Below are 26,999 nucleotides of genomic sequence, written 5' to 3'. Positions count from 1 at the left end.
GATGATCGAACGCCTTTTCCGGTGGTTCGGTGGCAGGAAGGCACGAAGCTTCACACCGCGCTCGGAAACCAGCCATCTACCCGGGCTCGCGCTCGAGACGCTTGAGCCCCGTTATCTGTTGTCTGCCGATATCATGCCCTTTGCGGTGGACATGGTCGGTGATGGCGGCGCTGACTACAGCCTGCGCTATGACAACCTGATCCAGGCGGTCCAGGTTTACGACAACAGGTCGAGCCTCCTCGTTGCGCAGCGGAATGCCGCGGAAATCGACTATATCCGGGTGACCGGTACTGCTGCGAACGACACGCTGACAATCGATTTCGGCACGGATTTCCTTCAGGCGCTCGATATCGATTTTCAAGGCGGCGACGGCGACGACAGGCTCTCGCTGACCGGCGGCGTGTTCGATCTCGTCGAGTTCGCGGTCGATGGTGCAGGCTCCGGTGTGTTTACCGCCGCAGACGGCGAGATCAGCCATCGGATCGGTATCGGTGGCGTCTCGACCGTGACCGATGCGACAACCGCGCAGGAGCGCATCTTTGCCGACATGACGGGCGAGGGGCAGACTCTGCGTCTCAGCGATGCCGGCACGCCGGGAGACGGGTTCTCGACGCTTGACAGCATCAATGGCGGCGCGCTGGTGTCCTACACCTTCGCTTCGCCCAATCTGAAGCTGACGATCGACACCGGCGCCGGCGACGACACCTTCGTCCATAATGGTTTCGACAACGCCGTTTCGGGCAAGGTCCTGCTGAGCGGTGGGGCCGGCAGCGACGCAGTGATCGGACCGCCGGAAGATACCGACTGGAACATAACCGGATTGAATTCCGGCAACGTTTCAGGGGTGTCCTTCGTCGAGGTTGAGAATCTCAAGGGTTCTGCCGACAACGAGGACACCTTCTTCGTTTCAGCTGGCGGCGGTCTGACCGGCGTCATGGACGGTGGTGCCGGCGGCTTCGACAGTCTCGTTCTCGATGGCGGCTTCTTCCATTCCGTCACCTACGTTGCGACCGGTCCCGCGTCCGGCACGATCACCCGCGATGGTCAGGTTCTGCGCTACGATGGCCTGGAGCCGATCACAGATAATACGGTCGTCGCCGATCGTATTATCGCGACCAGCGATTTCGACGACGAAGCAAGGCTGAAGGATAACGGTGACGGCACTCTGACGCTCGAGTCGCTGTCGCTTATCCCGACCTTCGAGAAGGTCACCTTCGCCAAGCCCACCAACAGCCTGACAATCAAACTTGGCGCCGACCTCGGGATCCCGCTGCTGTCGAAGGATGTCCTGACGGTTACGGGTGTCAATCTAGGGGCTGCAAGCTTTACTGTTTTTGGCGAGAACGCTGCCGATACAGCTGGCGATGACGGCAAGGACGAAGTCTTCATCGAGGGGACGAACACATTCGGCGCCTTGGCGGTTCATGTCGAAAAGATCACGGTTTCAGGTAATGTCTCGGCGACGACGGTCACCCTTGTGGCGCTCGCCGAAGACGACGGCAAAATCACCGGCGGCGCCTATTTCGCGACACCCGAGGCGATCATCGACCTCAGCGGCGCGACCATCACCGCCTCTGGCGCCGTGCAGATCTCGGCGACGGCGGATGCGACCGTTTCGGCTTCGACCGCGGAGGTTGGTCCGCTCGAAGGCGTCATCGTCACCGTTCTGCCGGAGGCGAGGATCAGATTTGACAACAGCACGTTGACGGCCGCGAGCCTGACGGCCGGCAGTTCGGTCAGCGTTTCGCTGACCGCGGCCGACGAAGGCGATGCAAGCGAGAACGACACGACCAAGGATGCCGCGGTTTCCGTGACGGTTGTTCTCAGCGATTCCATCACAGAAGTTCTGGGCGGCAGTGCCTTCAACATATCCGGCTCCGTTTCTCTGACCGCCGACACCCAGCTGGCACTGACGACAACCGCGGATGGCGGCTCGGGCTCCAAGGGCGCGAGCGTTGCCGTTTCGGAAGTGAACGCGACGACGCGCGCCTATATGGCGGGCAACTCGTCGCTCAACGCCAATGGCGGTAACTTGCCCGATTCCGTCGCCTTCAGCGCGACTTTGACCAGCAATGTCAGCACCACCGCGATCTCCAGCGCCGGTGGTTCGAACCAGGGCGATGGCACGAGCGAATCCGAAAAGCGGCTCGCCGACCCGAACCAGGACAGCAATACCTCGGACAAGGCGGCGACCAGCGGCGGCGACATCACCTTCGCAGGTGCCGTCACGGTTTCCGATTACCGGACAACGACGGAAGCCTATCTCGACAGTTCCACCCTCGTTTCCGCAAGCACACTTGCCTTGACGGCGACCTCCACCGAGAGCGTCACGGCAGCCGCCGACGGCTCGGCTACGGGCAGCGCCGGGACCGGCGTCGGCGTGGCTGTCGCGCTTGGCATCGCCGATGTAACCACCCGTGCCTATGTCGCTGGAACGTCGGATCTGACGGCGAGCGCCGTCAACCTCAATGCCACGCTGAATGCCGGCGACAGCTTTGTCGTGACGGCGGAAGCCGGTGCGGGCGGCGCCGAAACCAATGTCGCCGGGGCTCTCGCGATCAACATCATCATGACCGACGTCGAAGCCGTGATCGAGGCCGGTGCGACGGTCGATCTCAATGGCGCGGATCTCAGCCTCACGGCCTCGTCGACCACTCACGCCGAGACGGCCGCCACCCCCAATGGCGATGATCTCGGTGAAGCCGGCGAGACCGGCATCGGCGGCTCGGTAGCTCTTGTCGTCATCGACAACAATTCCATCGCGGAGCTCGAAAACGGTGCGACGGTCACGGCCGCAGACGACGTGACGCTTTCGGCAACCGGCAGCCATGAATCCGAGACGACGGCGGAAGCCGGCGGCACCGGCGGCAGCACCGGCATCGGTGGCGCAGTGGCGATCGACGTGATCGACAACACCACCCGCGCCTCGCTCGGGACGGACGATGTCGAGCTCGACATAACCGGTGATTTCTTGGCAACGGCGACCCATCATGGGCTGAGCACAACCACGGCTGACGGCACGGCGATCGGTTCGACCGCGGTCGGCGCCGCGATTGCGCTTGCCTTCGTCGACAACCGCGCGATTTCGACCACGAACCGCAATCTGCGTGCCGACGGTTCGGTCAGCCTGTCGGCGCTCGGCGATGGCTCCAGCAAGGCGGACGCGAAAGCCAGCGCCAAAGGCGCCGACAAGAACGACGAATCCGCCGATGGCAACACCAAGGCCGATCAGCAGAAGCAGAAGCAGGTAGACTTCGCCAACAGCAAATCCGGCGATGCCGACAACACGAGCCAGACCGCCAACACCGGCGGTGGCAGCGGTGGCGATGTCGGCGTCGCGGCCGCCCTTGCGATCAACGTCTCCGACAGCGAAGCGCTGGCCAGCATCGCCATTGGCCGCAACGTGACGGCTGGCGACGGCGCCGGAACCGGCGGCGTGAGCCTGCAGGCGAAGAACAACATGGATGCTTCGGCCATCGCCGATGGCAGCGCGACGCTCGAAAGCGAAACCTCGGGCACGGCGGTCGGCGCCGCCGTGGCGATCAACGTCGCAGACATGAGCAACAGGGCGATCATCGGCAACGGTGCGGTCGTCAACGCCGACGGCGGCGTCATCCTGTCTGCCACCATGAAGAATGTCGGCGGCGACCAAAAGAACGTCTTCGAAGCGCATTCGACCTCCGGCGCCAGCGGCGGCGACACCGGCGTTGCCGGATCGTTTGCGCTCAACGTGTCGGATGCGACCGCAGAATCGGCGATCCGGCCTTTCGCCAGCGTCACGCTCAGCAGCGACGACGCTTCGCTGACGGTCTCCAATACTTCGGAAAGCAGCGCGGTCGCCGAGGCGGATGCCGAGAGTGCCAGCACCGGCGTCGGAGCCTCCTTCGCCATCAACGCAGCCGACAACACGGCATCGGCCAAGGTCGAAAATTCCGTGGTCCTCACAGGACTCGACGACCTGACGCTCAGCGCCACCGGTAGCCACAAGACCACCACGACGGCGGAATCCGGGGCGACTGCCGAAGATGGTACCGGTGTTGGCGGCGCTATCGCGATCACTGTTGCCGACAATGTGACGGAGGCAAAGCTCGGCACTGGAGGCCTTATCGACCTTGACGGCGCCTTCGCCGCGACCGCGACCCACCATGGCGACAGCACGACTTCGGCACTCGGCGACGCAATCGCCGGGAATACAGCGGTCGGCGCCGCTATTGCGCTTGCGTTCGTCGATGACAGCGCGACTGCGAGCACCGCCCGCAACATCACTGCGGATGGCAATGTCAGCTTCTCGGCCCATGGCGATGGCGCGAGCAAGGCCGAAGCTACAGCCAGTGCCGCGGGTGCGGACAAGGATAAGGAAAGCGACAGCGGCAACACCACCGCTGACGACCAGAAGAATAAACAAAAGCAACTTGCCAACGAGAAATCGGGCAAGACGAACACGGGTGACAAGTCCGCAACGAGCCAGGGCGGTACCGGCGGGGGCCAGGTAAGCGTCGCCGCAGCGCTCGCCCTCAACGTTTCCTCGTCGCTCGCCGTCGCCTCGATCGGTGATGGCGTCACGATCATTGCCGGGCAAGGTGCGGGCACCGGAGCGCTTCAGCTCCAGTCCTCCAACAACATGAATGCCAGTGCGACGGGCGACGGCAAGGCGACGACCACGAGCAGTGGCACCGGCGTCGGTGTCGCCGTTGCCATCAACGTCGCGACCATGCGCAACGAAGCTTCGGTCGGCGCCGGCGCGCACATCACGGCCGACGGCCTCACCGCTTCGGCGACGATGAAGACGGTCGGCGGCAACGCCGAGCACAATTTCGGTGCGAAATCCACGTCAGGTGCGAGCGGCGGCGAAACCGGCGTGGCGGGCTCGTTTGCGTTGAGCGTTGCAACCACCAATACGCTCGGCACGATTGGGCTCGACCACGGCGGTGGCGGCACGACGTCTGTGACGCTCACTGGCGGCAACGTCAGCCTGCAGGCAACCAACACAACCAAATCGACGACAGAAGCGACGGCCCATGGTGCCGGCAGCGGCTCAGGAAGCACTGGCGTCGGCGCATCGATAGCGCTTGGTATTTCGCTCAACACGACCTTCGCCGGGATCGAAAACGGCGAAACGATCAGCGGCAACACCGGCAACTTTCAGGCACTTGCCACCTCGAACGATACGGTCACCACCACGGCAAAGGCGGGCGCAGCCGGCAACACTGCTGTCGGTGGCGCAATTGCAGTCGCCTACGTGGATAATGACACGGATGCACATATCGGCTCGGGTGCTGGCGGTGCGATCACGCTGACCGGAAATCTCGCCGCGCAGGCGAGCCATGCCAGCACGATCCACACGCTCGGCGACGGCGAAGCGGCCGGCAGCAATGTCGGCGTCGGCGTTTCGCTCGCTTTGAACATCGCCGAAGTGACCAACGATGCCTTTGTCGGCAGGAACTTCTCCGGCGCCAACAATGTCAGTGTCACCGCGACGTCGACTTTCGACACGAAGGCAGAGTCCAAGGCGAGCGCCAAGGGAAATGATACCTCGAAGGCGAACTCCGACCAGGAGAGCAGCAACCAGACGAACATGGCGCAGAACCAGAGTGGCGGCTCGAAGGCGCCGACCCAATCTGGCAGCAGCAGTCTCGGCACCGCCGATAGCAAGAGCACGAATGAGACGGGTAAGTCGACACAGGGCGGGACCAGCGTCGCCGCAACGATCGCCGTCAACTTCCTCGACGCCGACAACACCGCGACGATCGCAAGCAATGTCGTGATCGGTTCTTCGGGCGCGATGGAAATCGCAGCGACCATGACCACCGACGCGCGTGCGCTCGGCACGGCGACGGCGACCAACACGAGCGCCAATACCGGCGTTGCCGCCGCTGTCGGCCTCAATATCGCCTTGCTCGACAATACCGCGCAGGTCAATTCCGGCGCCGATCTTACCGCCGGTTCGATCAAGGTGCGGGCAATCACGGCCGATGGCGAAAGGAATACCTTCCAGGCGCGGGCACTGGCAGGCGCCGTCTCGAAGAACACCGCCGTCGGCGGCTCCGTCGCGATCAACTATCTCGACGTCAATTCGAGTGCTATCATCGGCAACAACGCCGATCTCGACGCCAACGCCGGCGGGATCGCTATCAATGCGGTCAGCGTCAACGAGATGCAGAGCATCGCCGGCGGCGCGGCGCTGAGCCTCAATGGCGGCACCGGTGTCGGCGTCGCGGTTTCCATCAATATCGTCAACGATCTCAACACCAAGGCCGACGTCGGGACCGGCGTCGATGCCGAGGCGAGCGGCGCGATTGGTGTCACGGCCCATGCCGAACTGCTGCCGATTACGGAGAGCATTCCTGTCATCGGCAATCTGGCGGTGACCAGCTTTGCTGCCGGCGTTGCGGCAAGCAACGGAACGGCGGTGGGCGGTTCCTCAAGCGTCAACGTCGTCTTCATGGAGACGCATGCCTTCATCAATGACGGCTCCGATTTCGACGGCAATGGCGGGGTGACCGTCGAAGCGACCGATATCTTGACCATGGTCAGTGGTGCTGGCGGCATCGGACTGTCCGGCGGCAGCAATGCCGGTGTCGGCATCGGCCTCGACGTGAATGTCATCATCCGCAATTCCAGCGCCTGGGTCGGCGGAACTGCGGATCTCGGTGCCATTGCCGGCAATATCCTCGTCAACGCCGATTCATTCGACACCATCACCTCGATTGCAGCCACCTTCGGATTGAGCCTCAGCGGCTCCGGTGTGGCGGCCTCGGTGGGTGTCGTCGTGCTCGACAGCTCGACCGAAGCCTATGTCGAGACGGGAACAGCACTCGACAAATCCGAGCTTCATGCCGGCGGAAATGTCTCCCTCAAGGCAACCGGTGACGCCAAGATCTTTGCGCTCGCCGGCGGCATCGCCTTCGGCCAGGGTGCCGGCATCGGCATCGGCGGCACGGTCTTCGTTCACATCGACGATGTGAAGGCCGAGATCCGCGGCCACGCCGACGTTGAAACAGGCGGACCCGTTGGTCTCGATGTTTCGGCGATTTCGACTGAGGACGTGACCACGATCGCCGCCGCCGGTGGAGTATCGACCAGCAGCGCAGCCGTGGCTGGTTCTGTCGCTGTCACGGTGCTGACGGAAACGACGATCGCGCGCATCGGCTCGAATACGGCGGTCACGGCCCAGTCCGGTGCAAACGATCCGGGTGTTGCCGCCTACGCCTATGGCGAGACGGATCTCCTGACGGTTGCGGGATCGCTTGCTGCGTCCGGCGGCAGCGCCGCAGTTGGCGCCGGCGTGAATATCGCGACATTGATCAAGACCACGCAGGCATCGATCGATTCCGGCATGGATATGGATGCCGATGGCAACATCAAGGTCGAGGCAACCAGCAACGAGGATGTCGGCTCCTTCTCGGTCGCAGCCGGCGGGGCCTCCTCAGCCGCGATCACGGTCTCGGCGGATGTGTTCATCTTCGACGTGAAGACTCGCGCCTTCATCGGCGACGATCCGATCGACGGCATTGGCAATGCGGGCCTGACCGACGTTCGCGCCCTTGGCAGCGTGCTGGTGCAGGCGGTCGATGAAACGGAGCTCGATCTGATCGTCGGCGGCGTTGCCGTTGGCGGCAGCGCCGGCGTCGGTGTCGCAGCCGGTGTGGCCGTCGTCACCAAGACGACGGAATCGTTCATCGGTGAAGACGCGCGCGTGACCGGCGAGGGCCAGCACAGCGTGGCTGCACGCACCGGCCGGTTCGACATCAGCTTTGCCGGATCGCAAAGCATGGGCGATGGCTATGACCCGCAGACCGACGGCCAGGTCAGCAAGGACAGTCTCGAAGCGGGCGTGCCGATCAAGCAAGGCGGCGGCGGCCTCGGCCAGTTCAATGACCTCGACCAGGATGAGAGCGATGACGGTACCCCAACCGATCCAGGCTTGACCCAGCAGCGGACGGCGACGGCCGCCGTTGATGGCGGCTTCCGCGGCGTCGCAGTTTCGGCAAGCACCAAGGACGATATCGAAACGGCGGCCATTAGCGTTGGCGGCGGCGGGTCCGTCGGTGTCGCCGTCGGTGCGGCGGTCAACGTACTCAACACGACGACGACCGCGCTGATCGGGGAAGGCGCCCGCATTAATCAGGACATGAGCGGTGGCGGCAATGGGGCGCAGTCGGTCCTAGTCGCTGCGGCCAGCGATTTCAGCCACCTCGGCGTTGGCGCCGGTGCGGCCTTCGGCGGGTCGGGTGCAGCCGCTCCGGCAGTCGACGTGTCGGTCATTACCACGAAAACGAAGGCGACTATTGGCGACGACACGCTCGTAGACGCGAACAATGATGTAGCGGTCATCGCTACTGCGAAGGAAAAGGTTCTCGTCGTCTCCGCCGGGCTTGCGGTAAGCGGCGCCGTCAGCCTCGCCGGCGGCGTCTCGGTTGTCTCGCTCGATGCCGATACGTTCGCGCGCATCGGGGATTCGACGGTTGAGGCCGGCGGCGATGTCGCCGTCATGGCCAAGGACGACTCGCAGTTCACCATCGTTTCCGGTGCGGTCGCCATCGGTCTCGCCGGCGGTGGTGCCGCTGGCTCCGTTGGCGTCGTCAACGTCACCAAGGATACCGAGGCAACGATCGGCGAAAACGCGACGATCGACGCGCGCGCCAACGGCGCGGGTATCTCGAACGTGCTCGACGGCCAGATCACGACCAGCGGCGGCGATCCGACCGGTTTCTCCACGCTTTCCGGTGAGGCGCACGGCGTGATCGTCCAGGCGCAATCGTCGGAAATCGTTACGCATATCGCCGTTGCCGGCGCCGGCGGGCTCTATGTCGGCATTGCCGGTGCGGTCAGTGTGACAATCATCGATTCCGATACTTTGGCCGCCATCGGCGCGGGTGCCGCGATCAACCAGGGCTTTGCAGACTATCAGTTGCATCCGGGCAATGTCGGCCTCGGGCAGGGCGTTTATGTCAACGCCGCCAATGATGTCCGCATCACGTCCTTTGCCGGCTCGGCTGCCGTCGGCTTCGTCGGCATCGGTGGTGGCATCGATTTCGGCAGCATCAAGAACGACACCACAGCCTCGATCGGCGCGAATGCTGACATCCTGGCCCGCAACGATGTCGCTGTCAGTGCAGACTCGATTCAGGCCCTCAAGGGCTTCGCCTTCAGCGGCGTCGGCGGCGTCGTGGGCCTCGGTGCGTCGGTCTCGGTCTGGTCGATCGGACAGGATTTCAAGGACGATTACGCCAACGAGAAGGAAGGCACGTCGGGCGATGCCACCACAGGTGGTGGCGACAACGCGGCCGCCGATGCGGGGGAAAAGACCGATGGCGGCGTCGGCGAACTGACCGGCCAGATGACCGGTTTCAGCGGCGACGGAAACTCCCGCACCGCGGACTCCCGTGTCAGGGACAACATGCAGGGTGCATCGGACCGGCTGAACGACCCGTCGTTCTTCTCGGGCGCGGACCTCGATGCCGCGTTGATCCCGACGAATGAGGAGCACGGTACCACCGCCACGATCGAAGCCGGTGCGGATGTCGAGGCCGGCCATGACATTCTGGTCGTCTCGCGCCAGAACATGAAGGTCGATCTTCTGATCGGCAACGCTGCCGCGGGCCTCGTCGGCGCCGGCGCAGCCGTGACCGTGCTCAACGTCTCCGGACAGGTCAAGGCAAAGGCCGGCGGTAACCTCAGCGCCGGCAACCAGATCAAGGTCGAGGCTGAGCTTGACGAAGAGGTCGATGTGACGACCGTCGCCTTCCAGGGCGGGTTCGTCGGCCTCGGCGCATCGGTCATCGTCATCAACGATACCAGCCGCGTGCAGGCCCGCCTGCTCGATGGAACCGTGGTGGAGAATGCCGCCCTGTTGTCGGTCAACGCTTCGAACACGCAGGACTTCGACGTCACGACGACAGGCATACAGGTCGGCGCAGTGGCGGCCGGCGCCTCCTATGTCGACCTCAATATCGGCGACACGGACGACAGCACTATCGAATCTCTGGCGACCATCGGGGCTGGCAGCCAGATCGGCCAGACCGACACGGTCGGTGCGATCACTGTGCATGCGGACTCGACCGTCGACGCCAAGGCGGAGACCTTTGCGCTCGCCGGCGGTGCGCTCGGCCTCTCGTTCAATTTTGCGCTGATCGATGTTGAGACCAACATCGAAGCATCGATCCTTGGCGGCGCAAACATCGATGCCACCGGCACCGTGACGCTGGAAGCGCTTTCGAGCCACAATGCCAAGGGCGATGTTTTCGCGCTCACCATCGGTCTCGGCGCGGTCGGCACGAGCTTCGTGACGGTGAATGTCGTGCCGACGACAAGTGCGCTGATCGGTGGCAATTCGACTATTACAGCCGGCGGCATCGTCATGCTCGCCTCCCACAATTTCGTCGGCGAAACAGCGACGGATCGTGGCGCCAAGGCCTTTGCCGAAGCCTCGGGTGGCGGCCTGTTCAGCGGCCAGGGCGCAGTGCCCACCGCCAAGGCCAACGCCATCGTCAATGCTACGATCGGCGCGGGCGGCAGCCTGACCATTACCAACGACATCGATATCAAGTCGCGCCTGCGCAACTACGCCGTCGCCAACACCGAGGCGAATTCCTTTGGTGCGGCCGCTGTCGGTGCAACCGATGCTGAAGCGACCGCTAACGGCCAGTCGAACGCGGCGATGAATGCCAATATCGTTTCGGTTCGCGACATCGGGGTCGACGCGCTTGCGATCAACGGCGCGCTCGCCGTTGCGGAAGCGACAGGCGGCGGCGTCCTCGGGGCGCTGACGCTCAACAGCGCCACGGCAACCGCAAGCCCGTCCTCCGTTGCGGCGACCATCGGCAACAATACGTCCGTTCAGTCCGCACGCCATATCCGGCTCAAGGCACTCGCCAACACCGAAGGGGATTCGAAGGTCGTCGGCGTGACGATCGGCGGCATTTTCGGCGCCGGCGATTCCGATGCCACGACCAATGTCAGCCCGACCGTCTCCAGCACCATTGGCACTGGCAGCGTCATCAATGCGACCGGCACGGTTTCGGTCGAGGCGATTGCCGCGCCCATTCCAGGCACGCAGCCCGACTATGCAGTCGTCGACGCCGATGGTGTCGCCAACACCATCACTGTCAACAACCATGGTCTCGTGACCGGCGATACCGTCGAATACGATGCCGGCAGCGGTGGCGCGGTGATCCCCGGTCTTAACTGGCCCGATCCGCAGGATCCGGCGGTCAACCGTCAGTACAACGTCATCAACGTCATCGATGGCGGCAATGTCGACCCGAACAAGCTATACTTCGGCTCGACTTTCAATGCCGCACGCATCGATGCCGAAACCGAGATTATTACTTTCCAGGGTGCGCATAACTTCATCAGCGGCGATGCCGTGCGTTACTATGCCGGGCCCGACGAAACGGTTAACAGCTTCGGCCTGACAGAAGGCAATCTCTACTACGTATTGGTTATCGACGAGTCCCATATCAAACTGGTCAATACGCATGACAAGGCGGTCAACCCGCAAAACTACTTCAAGAACTTCCAGCCCGACGACATCGCCGGCAATCAGATCACGATCTCCGGTCATGGGTTCACCAATGGCATTGCCGTCACCTATGACGCGCCCGACGCCAAGACCTTCGTCAGCCGGCAGGTCGATGTCCATCCGACGGCACTCAATCCCGATGGCTCACCGATTGACGACGGCACGCAGAACAACATTCGCTTCTTTGACGACAACGGCAACGCGCTGAACCATGGGTTCAGCGAGGGCGAGCACGTTGTCTACAACGTCGAAACGGAAACGGGAGCGCCCGGAACGCCGATTGGAGGGCTGTCCGATGGCCAGACCTACCGTGTCCACGTCGTCAATTCGACGACGATCCAACTGAAACGCAATGACGTGGTCACAGAACAGGTTCAGTTCGTCCGCAATGGGGCCGGCGACCGGATCATCCGTACCGATGGCGAGAACTGGGCCGATTTCGGTTTTGGAACTGGTACTCTGTTCATCAGCGGCGCCGGTGCCAACAGCGGTACCTACACCGTTACCGGCGTCAGCGGCAGCACGCTGATCCTGTCGGTCGTCAACAGCGTTACTGAAACGACGCTCACCAAGACCTTCGATCAGTCGATCATCACGCTCACGCCCAACAAGGCGAAGACTGCCGACGACATCCATTCGCTGATCAACGCCAAGAATCTGCCAATCGGCGGGCTCGAAGACGGCAAGACCTATTATGTCCGTGGCGTCAGCGGGCCCGGCGACGATACCTTCGAACTGTGGGACGCGCCTTCCGGCGGCACGCAGATGACGTTGACGCCGACAGGGCTTTCCGGCCCCTACGCCAACCATCGCATTGGCGCGCTGGCCGTCGACATATCGAGCGACAGCACGAGCGAGCAACAGCTTCGGATCGACATCAACGATGCAGTGACGTCGGTAGCTGGCGGCCAGTTCCTGTTCGGCCCGGGCGAGGTCTCGCTCAGCGAAATCGCGCCGCAGTCAGGCGACGGCGTATCCTCGGCCTATTCAAAGGGTTCCGGCGGCGGCTTTGTTGGCGTCAACGGCAATGACGCCAATATCACCAGCAATCCGAACGTGACCGCCACGATATCGGCGACGCTTGTAACGACGAGCGGCGATGTCTCGATCACCACGTCGGCCACCACCAATACGACGGCGCACGCGGTCAACGGCACCGGCGGCTTCGTCGCCGTCGGCGACGCGGATGCCAACAGCTACCAGGACATCAACAGTGTTGCCTCGGTTGGGGACGGCACGCGCATCGTCGCCGGCAAGAACTTCACCGTTGCATCCAGCACCAATGCCAATACCGGAGCCTCGTCGCATGCGAGCGCTGGCGGTGCCGTTGGCTTGGCTTCGCCGACGACCGTAGTCTGGATCGAGTACAACAGTGCCGCGACGATCGGCGCCGACGCGATCGTCGTCGCCGGCGAACTGGCACGGCTAACCGCCTATTCCGAAGCTGGCGTTTCCGCCAAGTCGACCGGTTCAGGCATCGGCTTCGGCGGAGATGGCGACGCCGTCACGCATGTCTATATCGGTGTTGCGGATCCGAACCCCGATCCGGATCAGGCCGACACGATTGCAACCCTCGGCGACCGGGCGGTCCTGAATGCCAAACGCGCCGTTGCCAGCGCGAAAGTCGGGCGCTTCGACGTCTTCGCCGGCAGCGACGGCCGCGGCGCCGGCTTCTATGGCGAAGGCCAGGCCGAAAGCACCATAACGGCCCGGCCGAAAGCGGAAGTGCACATCAATGCCGACGCCGAACTGACCGGCTGGGAGGGCGTCGACCTCGTCACCCGCTACGACAACGTCAAGACTCATGCCAAGTCCTATGCCCGTGCCACAGGCCTTTTCGGCTTCGTCGATTCCGATGCGCACAACGACACCGACGTGGCGTCGAAGATATTCGGCGCCGCCGGCGCTCTGGTCACGGCCGGCCCGCGCGACAATGCGGATGGTGTTCTCGGCCATCCGGATTATCCGCAGGAGCCCGCGGCATCGAGCGAACACCTGGCGCTCTATGCTTCCACCGTCAACGGCTCGATCTCGCAGACGGATGACGCCGACCACAGCAAGCGTTCGCTTGCCGCCGGCGGCTCCGATGGCAGCAGCCCCGACGACCGGCCGCAACAGATCGACTTCAATTCGGATGTCCTCATTCTCTCCGGGCGCTCGCCAGAACTGGTTGTCAAACAGCTCGTCATCGGTGCTGACGGCCAGATCGACGTCGCGGTCGAGGTGACCGTCAACGATAGCGCCAGCGGTGGTGGCAGCAGCGAAGGAGAGGGCGATACGATCCAGAGCGCCGACATCGTCGTCAACGACATCGTCAATCCTGGCCCGGGCGACGTCGTCTTCGATTCCGACACGATGGTCGGTTCCGGCGGCACCTGGACGTTCCGCGATACGCTGCAGCGCGTCACGATCCGCAACGAGTCCGACAAGGACATCATCATCAACAACATCGACGTTGTAACCGACGAGCAACCGCTTGCCTGGCTGAACCCGTCGAAAGCGGTGACGCTTACGTTCAACATCGAGCGCGAGGTGGCGCCGACGCTGATTGAGATCACCGACACGGGCGGCCGGTCGGATATCTATATCAACGGCACCATCGAAAACCCGATCGGGACCACCTCGATCGTCAATACCGACGGATCCGTTTTCGCGACCAACGATCGCGGTGTGCTCGGCAGCGACGGCCGGGAATCCCTGATCCGCACGCACATCCTCAATATCCGCGCCGAGGAAAACGTCGGCACGACAGGAAACCGCGTCAACATCGACATCGTCGACAGCGCCGGCCTGCCGCAGCTTGTCAGCTTCGATACCGGCCGTGTCAGCGGCTTGACGGAGCAGATCTTCCTCGGGCACGAAAACCGCTTCTATACCGGCCAACTCGTGCGCTATGACGCGGTCAGCACGGCGATCGGTGGGCTCGTCGATGGCGGCTACTACTATGTCATCGCTTCGTCCGATGGCCTGAGCGTTAAGCTGGCGAGCACGCTGGCGAATTCCCTCGCCGGTGTCGCGATCAATCTTTCGCCGAGCGGGCCGCTCACCAACCAGCACAGCCTGATTGCGGCGGAGACATTTACCGTCGATGCCGTCCAGAACATCAACCTCGACCTCAAGTCCCTGCTGCGCGAAGATCTCGGCGGCGGCTACTACATTGTCGAAATCGACCGGATCAGCGCCGGCGATAGCGCCAATGTGCTGCTACAGGCGAGCCTCGAGCAGAGCGGCGCAGGGGCCTCGGGCGGCGTGCTCGTCAAGGCGCCGAGCCAGGCAGCCGGGATCACCCATTACAACTTCTTCCGGCCGGACAGCGGCCTTCCTGAAGAGCTGAGCCGCGGCGTTTTCGGAACCGGCAACACGCCGATCGCTTCCACCTACGACTTCCGTGGCATTGATCCGGCTACCGGCAATCGGACTCTGCCCGGCCTCCAGGCCGGAGCGGTCACCAGCGGTGGCGATATCATCGTCGCTGCAGCAAATCCCGATCCCGGCGCAACGACGATCAATGTCCTCGGAATCACCGAAATCACCGGAAACGGCGATATCGATGTGGTGACCAACGGCTATATCGCCTTGAGCGAAAAGACCGGCGACATGCGCGTCGAGCGGATCAAGTCGACCGCGTCGGACGTGCTGCTCTATTCGCCGCGGCGCATCATCGATGCGCGGGGCCTCACGGAAGGCGATGTCGAAGCCGATGTCGCCGGCCGCAACATCACCATGGCCGCCGGTGTCGGTCTCTTTAACCCGAACCATGCACAGGTCGCTGCGCAGGTTCTCAACCCGACGCTGCTCGACATCAACTCGCCGCTCGGCGGCATCGGGCTGCCGACCGATTTCCTCGAGATCAACGTCGACATCCGCAACGGGGTCGGCGGCCTGGGCGTGCTGAGGGCATTCGACACGACCGCCGACAGCACACTCGGCATCTTCCTCGATGAAGTCGTCGGCGACCTGCTCGTCCACACGGTCCATACGACGCGTGACATCTCGCTGCGTACCGTCGCCGGCTCGATCCTCGACGCTCGCAACAACGGCGCTGGCGACGATTTCGCTGACCTGCTCGGCCAGAGCATCGATCTCGACGCCAATGGCGGCGGCTCGATCGGTGCCTTCAATAACGACCTGGAGATAGATTCCTCACGCGGCTCGTCGAACGACGACGTCGCCCTCGAAGCCGACAACAACATCTATCTGGCGGAAGCACCCGTTAATCCCGGCGAGAGCGCCGGCAACCTCAGGCTCGTGCTCGCCCATACCTATGACGGCGACATTCGCATCACCGTTCGCGAGACGGCGGTCCAGGGCGAGAACCTCGACCTGCTGCACAGCGGCAGCGCACGCTTCTCCGAGGACGGCCTCACCTTCCCGACCTTCCAGGCTGATGCCGAGCGTCTCATCCCGCATGGCCAGATCTTCGCCGAGAAGGGCAATGTGCAGTTGCGGGTCGGCGACAACGTCACACTCGATTCGAACAGCGAGATCCTGGCGGCGAAGCGGATCGACATCTATGGCGACGTCACCGCCTTCGACGAGGCCATCACCCTGCTTGCCAATGCCGATATCGGCTTCGGTTCGGTCATGCTGTTGCGCGGGCGCATCATCGCCAATGCCGCAGTAACGCCCGGCAACAAGAGCAATGGCACGCCTGTTGGTACCGCTGCACCAAAGACGGCTGCGCCTCACGCCACGAATCTGACCTGGATCTTTGGCAATACCGATGTCGATACCATCCAGTTCGGCGATCCCTCGGGCGCCGGCGGCACCAACAGCCAGGGGAGCCCCGGCTATATCTTCCTCGGCTCGAAGACGCGGGCCTATGGCAGCCAGACGCTTGATCCGACGGTTGCCGACGGCGAAGATCGCTTCACGGTCTACTACCTGCAGGATACAGCGACGCAGACATCGCCCAACATGACGACAGTCGCCGAGCACACGCTGACGCTCGACGGCGTCTCCGGCAGCGATCTCTATGAGGTCTACACGCTCGGCTCGAACAATCCGGGCCGCGGCACGGCCGGCACGGACTTCAACCGCAACTACGTCATCAACGTGCTCGATACCGGGCGCTCCAACGACGGCGTCGATGCGCTGAACGTCTACGGCTACAACTCGGCATTCAACGGCAAGGACGGCGACGGCAACAAGCCGATCGACGACATCTTCCTGCTGCGCGGTGCGAACTATCTGCCGCATGAAACGGCCGATCGCCCGGCCTATGTCGCGATGGTCTATGGCCAGCCGACCACCTATGCGGACACGATCGAAGACAACGAACCGTCGAACGAGAGCGCACGCATCAACTACGACACGGCCCTCAATGGTCGCGTCACCGTCGAAGGCCTCGGCGGTAACGACAACTTCTATTCCGATGATACGACGGCGATCGTGTCGCTTCAGGGCGGAGCGGGGGACGACTCCTTCCAGATCGGGCAGATCTTCGGCAACAAGCGCACCGACGATCCGGAAAACGGCGTCACGCCGTTCTTCGGCGGCGGCCTGCTCGCCCAGGACGTCTTCCCGGACATGGTTGCTACGACACGCGGCTGGCTGAGCCCCGGCATCAGCGCGCCGCTGGTCGCGCAGGGCGGAACCGGCAACGACGAGTTCCGTGTCTATTCGAACCAAGCTGAGCTGAGGCTCGAAGGCGACGACAACAACGACCTGTTCATCGTGCGCGCCTTTGCGATCGCCGCTGTTGCCAACCAGGATTGGAATGGCGACGGCACGATCGACCAGGACGACCTGCCGGCTGTCACGCTCGACACCAATGGCGACGGCGTCATTAACTTTGCCGATGCCGATTCCACGCCCGACGACTACACCGACGACGTGATCGTGCGCGACGACCAGGGCGTTGCGATGCCGATCATCGGGCTCGGCTTCTCTGTTGCGCGGGCGCCCGACATCCGCGCCGGTGGTGGTGAGGACGAGGTCCAGTACAACGTCAATGCTCCGGTTTCCGTCGACGGCGGCACGGGCTTCGACAAGCTCGTCATCCTCGGTACGGAGTTCGCCGACGACTTTGCGATCACCGAACGTGGCATTTTCGGCGCCGGTCTCAATGTGCGCTACACCACGATCGAAGTGGTCGAAGTCGATGGTCTCGAAGGTGACGACGAATTCTTTGTCCAGTCGACCGCCTTCGGCGTTGCCTATCGCGTCATTGGCGGCCTGGGATCCGATACGATCAACGTCACCGGCGACGTGACCGAAGACATCGTGACCCGCGAGCTCGAAGGGGCCTCCGGTGCTGTCGATCATCTCGTCACGTCCGGTGACGCGCTCTACGACGGTGTGCTGGTCGACGGTTTCGACTACAACGTCGCTTCCGGAGAAGAGGGCATCATCCGCATCGACGAAACCGGCGGCTTTACTGCCGTGCGCGAAGGCGGCCCGGTCAATGTGGACAGCTACACGGTGAAGCTGGCAATCGCTCCGCTCGCCGGCCAGGTGGTCTATGTCACCGTGTCTGCGGCACGCTCGCCGCAGGAAGAGGAAGACGGCACACTGTTGAACCCAGCGCCCTTGCCGAACGGCCTTGGCGATACGGTCTGGCTGTCCACCGTCAACCCCGGCGGAACCGTCACCGACAGCGACTTCCAGCATGTTGTCATGGTCAACGGCGTACCGCAGATCATCAAGGATCGCGCGGTCGTGCTGCGGTTCGACAGCAGCAACTGGATGAATCCGCAGATGGTCTACGTCTATGCGCCGGACGACCCGCGGGCAGAAGGCGACCGCGTGGTCGTCATCCAGCACAGCGTGATTTCCGATCTGAGCGGCGTTGATACCAATGTCATCGACATCGATGCCGAATATCCCGACGGCGACCCCTTTGACGCGGCTGACGTCCGTAATGTTGAAGTGCTGGTCAGGGACAACGACACACCCGGAATCTATGTCACCGAGGTGGCGCCTGGCACGAACATCGAAGACGGCCGGTCGCTGGTCATCGAAGGCAGCCCGACGACCCAGTTGACGGACGAGATCCTCGTTCAGCTTTCGACGGCGCCGGAAGTGGGTGACATCATCGTCGTCAAGCTCTTCCTCAACGAGGCGAGCGACGAGGATATCCAGATCTTCGATGTCGACGATCCGACGAACATCTTCAACTCGGTCGGCGACCGCATGTACAAACATGCCGACGGCTACTGGCGGCTAACCTTCGACCATACCAACTGGGATGACCCGGTTCGCATCGGCGTTCAGGCGCGTGACGATATCCCGCGCGAAGATCCGCATACGGCGGTCATCTACTTCCAGCGCGACGACGTTCTGACGACTGACGCCGACCACGACTATGTCTTCCCGAATCTGCGCTCCGGCCCCGGCTATGTCGACATTGAAGTCATTGACAACGACACGGCCGGCGCCGTCGTGCTCGAAAGCGGCGGCACGACGCTGCTCAATGCCGATGGCAGCGACACGGACGACTACACGATCCGGCTGACGAAGGCGCCCAGCACCACCGTACAGGTCGCGATCGTCACCGATGGACTGGCGGATGTCGTCAGCGTCAACGGCGTCGCCGTCACACCCGGCTCGGGCTATACGGTGATCGGCGGGCTCCGGCCGACGCAGATTTTCGACGGCAACCTCGTCTTCAGCAATGACGGCCTCAACGGCAAGATTACCCGCGGCACGGGCGCCGATCTCGGCAGCTTCGTCGATGAAGGCTTCTTCGTCGGCCAGCAGATCCGCGTCGGCAACGCCGGCGGCAACAGCGGTGACTATTACATCACCGCAATCGACACGGTCGACGGCAAGTTCATCAAGGTTGACCGGACGTTCGGTACCGGCGGCCAGCTTGCCGATGTCATCCTCTCGGACCTCGCCAGCGATGGCGCCTTCACGGGCAATATCCAGTTCCATACGGTCATCGAGGACGGCACGCCCACCTATCGGATGACGATCGCCGGCCTTGCCGACGATGCGGACGGTTGGCTCGCCTATGGCTTCCTGGAAGGCCAGTGGATCCGTGTCTTCGACGCCGCCGACAACGTTATCGGCAACTTCAAGATCGCGATCATTCGCGGCGAGAACGACACCAAGGATGCCACGATCCAGATCACCTCGGAGAACGCTGGACTGCTGCCGGTCGGCAGCACGCTAGCGGGCGTCAAGGTGCTGCGCACCGCGGCGGTCGCGACGTTCAATCCGGGGAACTACTATATCCAGCAGACGGTCGTCCTGCAGGCGGACGACAACTACGACATCCCCGTCACGCGCGAAGGCGTGAAGGTCTTCCCGGCTTCGGGACATTATCTCTCGAAGCTGCGCGGACCGCTGGCTGTTGAAGGCGGCCCGACGGGCGCTGACCGTTCGCTGGAAAACGGCCTGAAACTGCCGGGTGAAGCGGACGACTTCCTGATCGCCATCGGCGCCCAGCCGCCGGAATCGCAACAGATCGATGTCCTCAACATCTTCAACGACACCAGCAAGGAAGATGTCGACGGCGTCATGACGCAGACGACGCTGACCGGCTTCAACATGGCCGATGATCTGAGCCTCGGCCTCGGGGTCACCGGCGATCCGACCTTCGGCGAATCGGGCTTCTTCCCGGGCGGCATCAGCTTCGGCAAGATCAGCGTCGGTTCTGACGGCCAGTTCGGCACCAATGCGACGCAAAGCACCATCGAGGTCGTCAATCTGATGCTCGGCGAGGGCAATGATGGTCTCGTCATCCAGGGCACGCTCGATCCGGCGCCCTCCGTTCAGGTCACCAATAATTTCACGGTGACGCCGAACGGCAGCAACGGCGGCACGATCGTGCGCGCGGGCTTCGATTGGAAGTCCATGGGCTTCCTCGTCGGCCAGACCGTGAAGATTGCGGGGCAGGTGGGCACCTGGACCGTGGTCGCGATCAACGACGCCCTCATCGATCCGCTGCATCCGGAAGAAGGCGCCGACCCGAACGACAATTCGATCCTGGTTCTCAGCGGCCCATCGCTCGCTGGCGTTGCCAGCGGCGCACTGACCATCACCGCGATCGACAAGGACGTGATCACCGTCAACAAGTCCGTCGACGTCGCCCAGACGATTGCCGGCGGGATCATCGTGCGCACCGATGGAGGCTCATGGACCGGCTTTGCGGTCGGCGATTTCATCACTATCGACGAGGACTTCGCGAAGGGTGAATACCAGATCGTCTCGATTGTCGGCTCGACGATGCGCGTCACCGGCGGTCAACTCGCGCTCGTCAGCGACGCGCCCCGGACTATCAACCGCATCAACCCGGTCACCGACGCGATCCTGCAAACGGTGGTCACGGATGTCAGTATCGATCCGACCTATACCGGTGGCATCGTCACCCGTCAGGACGGCATCAAGTGGGCGGATGAGGGTTATCTTGCCGGTCACCTCATCACCATGGTCGATGAAAACGGCAAGCGCGACTTCCGCATTATCGAGATCTCCGATGACGGCTTCTCGCTGAAGCTAGAAGGCGCGCTGCTCGCCACGCAGAACGATGCGGTCAAAAGCTTCTATGTGCAGGGTGCTCATGGCGGCCTGACGCTCGTCCACGGCGGCGGCAACATGTACCTCGAAAGCGCCGGCAAGATGAACATTGCCAGTGCCGGCGGTGGCTCGCTCGTCGTGACCCGCCTCGATGGGCGCGACTGGTCCGAAGACCGGTACCAGGTCGGCCAGGTCATCCAGCTTGAGGGCGAGACCTACACCCGGACGATCCTTGCCATCGTCGACGCGACCCTTCCGCCGCCGCCGAACTCGGCCCTGACCTGGGGCGATCTCAGCGCCCTGGTATTGAGCGCGCCGAACACCCACATCGGACAGGGGGCCGGCGTCTCGCTGGCGGCCGATGCGTTCAACAGTTACGCCGAACGCTCTCTGCACGTCGCCGAAGCACGCACGATCACGGCTTCCGGCACGATGAACGTTGCCACCAACAGCCTGACGCGCAGCGCCGGGAGCTGGCAAGCAGACGGCTTCTATGTCGGCCAGAAGGTCTATGTCAGCGGCTATGCCGGACCGTTCACGATCCAGGCGCTGACCGCCGCGGTGATGACGTTGCAGAACGTGGCGTTGACACCGGCAACGGGCGTCCAACTGACCGTGTTCGGCTATGACACAACGCTCGATGGCGGCAAGCGCGTCGGCGGCGACTACATCAAGGTCAATGGCGGCGCAGGTCCGAACTCGCCGCTCGTCATCTATGGCGACACCAGCCAGGACGGCATCTGGTATTCCGGCCAGGCACACAATGTGCTCGGCATGGAATTCGGTGAAAAGCCGTTCGATCCCTTCCCGCAACTGCAGGATGGCGAGAACGAAGACGATGAATGGGTCTTCCCGCTCGCCAACCCCTACAAGCTCGCCGGCAACGACGTCATCGACGCCAGCGCACTGTTTGCGGGCGTTGGAGGGGGGAGTCTGCCCAGCGTCGGCCTGACGATCTATGGCGGCGCGGGCAACGACACGATTTATGGCAGCCAGGCCGGCGATCATCTGGCCGGTGGTTCCGGCGACGACCTGATCATCGGCAACCGCGGCGTCGATCATATCTATGGCGACAGCGGCGTGAACGTGAACATCTTCACCCGCCAGCTCTTCATCGACACGGTCGACAACAGCCCGTTGCCTTCCGCCAACCCGAACACCGACACCAACGGCACCACGATCAAGCCGGTGAAGTCGGCGGTTCGCGACCTCATGCAGGCCGGCCGTGACTTGATCTTCGGTGATGGCGCATCGCATCTCGGCTACGGACCGAGTGCCGTTGCCGCAGCCGGTGTGCTCGGCGACTTCGACGACATCATCTTCGCCGACCATGGCGTCATCGAGATGTTCGTGGACGATCCGAACCTGCCGTCCGGTCTCAAACAGCGAATCCAGACGACCGAGCTCGTGCTCGTGACGGCGATCAAGTCGGCCGAGCTGCAGAACGGCGCCGACGATATCGTGTTCGGCGGGCTTGACCGCGATGTGATCGTCGGCGGTGCCGGCCATGACATGCTGGACGGCGACCAGCAGGACGATCGCATCTTCGGCGACAACGTCTACCTCACCCGCCAGGGCGGCGCGGACGGCAACTTGCTGGACGACACATTCAGCAAGCGCTTCCAGACCTTGGCCGGCGCGCTGCTCTACAGCCGTACGGATCGGCCGATCCCGGCTGGCTTCGGCACCGTCACTGGCGACAACAGCGGTCTCCTCTTGGTCGACGGTATCGCACGCCGTTACCGCGACCCGGACGGCGCGCCGTGGTGGAGCGAGTATGCGGTCGACTATGCGACCCTTCACACCTTCGCCTTCGACCAGGGAGCTGCCGGCGTTGGTAGTTTCGGCAACGACTACATTGCCGGCAGCGAAGGTCATGACGAAATCTTCGGCCAACTGGGTAATGACGTCATCCAGGGCGACGGCGGTATCGAACTTGCCTTCGCCGGCACGTCGCATGTCGGTGCCTCCCGGACGTCGGGTGGTGTTGTCGATCCGATCGGTCCGTTGACGGTGATCGCATCCTTTGCTGCTGCGAGCGATGGCCAGGACTACATCGAAGGCGGTGGTGGCGATGACCAATTGTTCGGCGGCCTCGGCCAGGACGACCTGGTCGGCGGCTCGTCCTCGTTCTTCAGCCTGACCGATGCAAATGCACGGCCTGACGGCGACGACTACATCTTCGGCGGTACCGGCGGCGAAATCGACCGGAACGACCTCGACCTTCCGGGCGACGGCACCCTTGCGGCTGCGCGTTATGCCCGCGATGCCGACACCATGGTCGGCGACAACGGTAATATCGTCCGTATTGTCGGGATCAATGGCGTCGATATCAACCCCAACGGGCTGGCAAACCAGCAGCTCTACGTCCGGTACAATTACGATGTGAACGATCCGGCCCGCGCCGGCGCCGAACGCATCGTCGTCCGCGGCGTGCACCTTCTCGACTACACACCGGGCGGCCCGGATTTCCGTCCTGACCTGTTCTCGAAGACGAACCCGAACGACGCGGCCTATCGCAACGAATTCGGTCTGTGGGCGAAGAATGACATCGGCGGCCATGACGAATTCCACGGCGAAACCGGCGACGACATCGCCTATGGCGGCGGCGGCCACGACCGCATGTTCGGCGATGCCGAGAATGACGATCTGATCGGCGGTTGGGGCAATGACTGGATCTCTGGCGGTACCGGCCAGGACGGCATCCTCGGCGACGACGGACGGATCTTCACGAGCCGCAACAGCGCTACCTATGCAGAGCCGCTTTACGGCGTCCTGGCCCTCCTTGCCACCGACCCGGATACCCGCACCAGCCAGGGCGACGTGCTCAACGAATTCATCTACACGCCCGGGCAGGTGCAGACCGAGACGATCAATATCGGCGGCCAGCTGAAGAAATCGGTCGACCTCACGCCCTATAACCTGAAGCCGAATGCTCAGGGCGCGGATGATCCGCTGTTCGACGCCAATGTCGTCGACGACATCATCTTCGGCGGTCTCGGCGACGACTTCATCCATGGCGGCGCCGGCGACGATGCCGTCGGCGGCGGCGAAGCCCTGCCGCTCAGCTACACCCAGCGCTTCGAAAACGGCGTCGTGGTCGGGCTGGTGCGCACCGATTTCACACGGCCCTGGAACCCGGGAGACATCCTGCGCTTTGGTGCCGATACCGATCCGTGGAACGCACCGAAGCCGGTTCAGAGTAAGCTCGGCGAATTCTTCCTCTATGACGAATACGATCCGCGCCGGACGATTCTGTTCAATGCTGACGGAACCGCCTGGAAGTCGGGTGCTGCGCCGACCCAGTTCCAGTATTTCCTCAACCTGGTCGACAATGAGGGACCGTTGGTCAACGGCGCGATCGCGTTCTCGCCCAACGGCACGCCGATCGCCTTCGCCGACCGCAATACGGACGGCAGTGACGCCATCTTCGGCGACCTCGGCAACGACTGGATCGTCGGCGGCACAGGGCGCGATCACATCTATGGCGGCTGGGGCAATGACCTCATGAATGCCGACGATGTGCTTAGCACCAATGGCTGGATGAACGACCAGCCGGAAACGCATCCGGTCTACGAGGATCGTGTCTTCGGCGGCGCCGGGCTCGACATCCTGATCGGCAACACCGGCGGCGACCGCCTGATCGATTGGGTCGGCGAGTTCAACAGCTATCTCGTGCCGTTCGCTCCGTTCGGCATCGCGACGGTCAGCCGTCAGGTGCCGCCGCAGCTCTTCGACTTCCTCTATGCGCAAGCCTTCAGCGATGGTGTCGACATCACCCGCACGGCCGATACCGGAAGCGTCAATGGCAGTGACCAATACAGCCATGTGTCGCAGTTCCAGGGCGGGGTCGAAGGCGAACTTGGCCTGGTGACCCAGAAGGATCACGGCATCTGGCAAGACCAGACCGGCGGACCGACTGATCCGCAACCGGGCAATATCCCCGGTGGACGACGCGACGTTCTGCGCACGGCCGACTTCAACGACGGCACGCTTGACGTGTTCGCCGCCGACCAGGGCAAGTTCTCAGTCTCGAGCGGCATGATGTCGGTCGAATCCGAGACATCGTGGGGGCAGGCGGCGGCGGTCTTCTATGCCGACCAGTACCTGCCGATCTATTTCGAGATCTCGGCCAAGATCACCGCTCAGAAGCCTTTGGCGGGCTGGAAGGCCAACGCCTATGTCATCTTCGACTACCACTCGCCGACCGACTTCAAATGGGCTGGTATCAACATCTCGAATGACAAGATCGAAATGGGCTACCGCGACGCCAGCGGCTGGCACCAGGTCGCCCAGTCGAACAAGCCCGTCCAGTTGAAGGCTGGCATAACCTATGACGTGCTCGTCGCCGTCAACGGCACGAACGTCACGGTGACGGTCGCGGGTGTGAACTGGTTCGGCTACACCTTCGCGCCCAGGATCGAGGATGGCGTGCCCGTGGGCCTCAACCGCGGTCTGGTGGGCGCCGGCAACGATGGCTCCAAGTCGAAGGTGGACAACTTCTCGGTTCAGATCCTGCCGCCAAACCTGTCGCTTGACTATACCGACAACTTCGACGCAACCAGCCGGTTCCCGATGAGCGGTACGGCGGCCACGGGCTGGACCGTCGCAGGTGGTCGCTTCGTCGGCGCCGCCGGTGCTTCCATCAGCACGTTCAACCTTGGCACCAAGCTCCGGGCGGACTCCTACCTCGAACTCGAGGCCAAGCTACTGACGGCGGGCACGGGCGGCATCGTCTTCGACAGCTATGGTCCGAACGACTACAAGTTCGTCGCCCTCGATGTGGCCAACGACAAGGTCCTTGTTGGCCACGTCAGTGCCAAGGGCGGCTACAAGGTCGATCAGTCCTTCAGTCGCGTCCTTGATGTCGGCGTCGACTATACTTTGAAGGTGATCTTCAAGGGGGCGGCGGTCAGCATTCAGGTGAACGGCGGCCTCGTCGGCACCTATGGCTTCAATGCCGCACTGGTCGATGGCGGCTTCGGCACGATGTCACGTGTCGGATCAAGCTCGTTCGATCGCTTCCTGATCCGTACCAACGATCCCGCCTTCAACACGTCGACCAATCTGCTGGCGGCGACCGGCGACACGACCGTCGCCGGTGGTGAGATCACGAGAGGACAGGCACTCTCGGTGCTCGACGATGCCGTCGCCCTCTGGGCGAAATCGGGGCTGCTCGATGCATCAACCTTGGCGCGCCTCGGCACGATCGATCTGCAGATCGTCGATCTCGAAGGCGACCGACTGGCCGAAGCCGTGTTCGGCGCAATCAGGATCGACCGCAACGCCGCCGGACGGGGCTGGTTCGTCGATCTCACGCCGCAGGATAACGAGGAGTACAGCCTTGTCGACGGTAAGTGGCAGGCGATCGGTGGCGGCCCAGCCGCGGGACGCTTCGATCTGCTCTCGGTCCTGCTCCATGAAATGGGTCACGAGGCCGGATTGGTCCACTCTGCCGACGATGCTGTCGGCGGCGTCATGGCCGAAACGCTTGAGGTCGGCGAGCGCCGGTTGCCGCTGCCGGCAACCCAGTCCGAAACGCGAAACGACGCCCAGGTGTTCGATGAGGAGTTGGGTCTGTTCGTAACCCCGACTGAGCGACGGCTGATGAAACTTGCCGGCATCAGCGCCTCGGATCTCCATGTCCCAGGGGTTAGCGAGGCGAACGAGACAGCCGCGGCATCCGGCTGGGCCGGAAGCGGCAGAGGCGCTCTGGCGGCCGCGTGGCAACCGGCAACGGGCGGGGGCGATGGCATAGTGCGCTTCGGCAGCAGCGACGAGAAGTCATGGGTCTTCGACGAGGCAACCGGCACGTTTGTCGACCCAACGGCTTGGACACAGGTCGGAGATCATGCCGCCAAGACTTCAGGCGCCGGTGAGAATGATGCGGATACGAGTGAGCAAGAAGTGTTGAACGGCATAATCGAGTGGGAGGCCCGAAAGGGACTGCTTTCTCGACTGGTCAGTCTCTTTGGAGGGCGCTAGCGTGCGAGTAAACTGTCTGGCCACC

General features: G+C 63.1%; 1 protein-coding gene. It reads left to right on the top strand.

Translation table 11 applies throughout. From position 1 onward, the window contains the following. Nucleotide 1: 1 nt before the first annotated feature. Nucleotides 2-26,974, top strand: coding sequence for an LEPR-XLL domain-containing protein (locus IB265_RS31500; protein WP_192495717.1), 26,973 nt, complete (start codon nucleotides 2-4; stop codon nucleotides 26,972-26,974). The last annotated feature ends 25 nt before the right edge of the window (nucleotides 26,975-26,999 follow it).

This window comes from Ensifer sp. ENS10, assembly GCF_014852025.1.
Taxonomy (GTDB): Bacteria; Pseudomonadota; Alphaproteobacteria; order Rhizobiales; family Rhizobiaceae; genus Ensifer.
The sequence above is the reverse complement of the archived record's forward strand: the minus strand, read 5'-3'. Positions and strand labels throughout refer to the sequence as shown.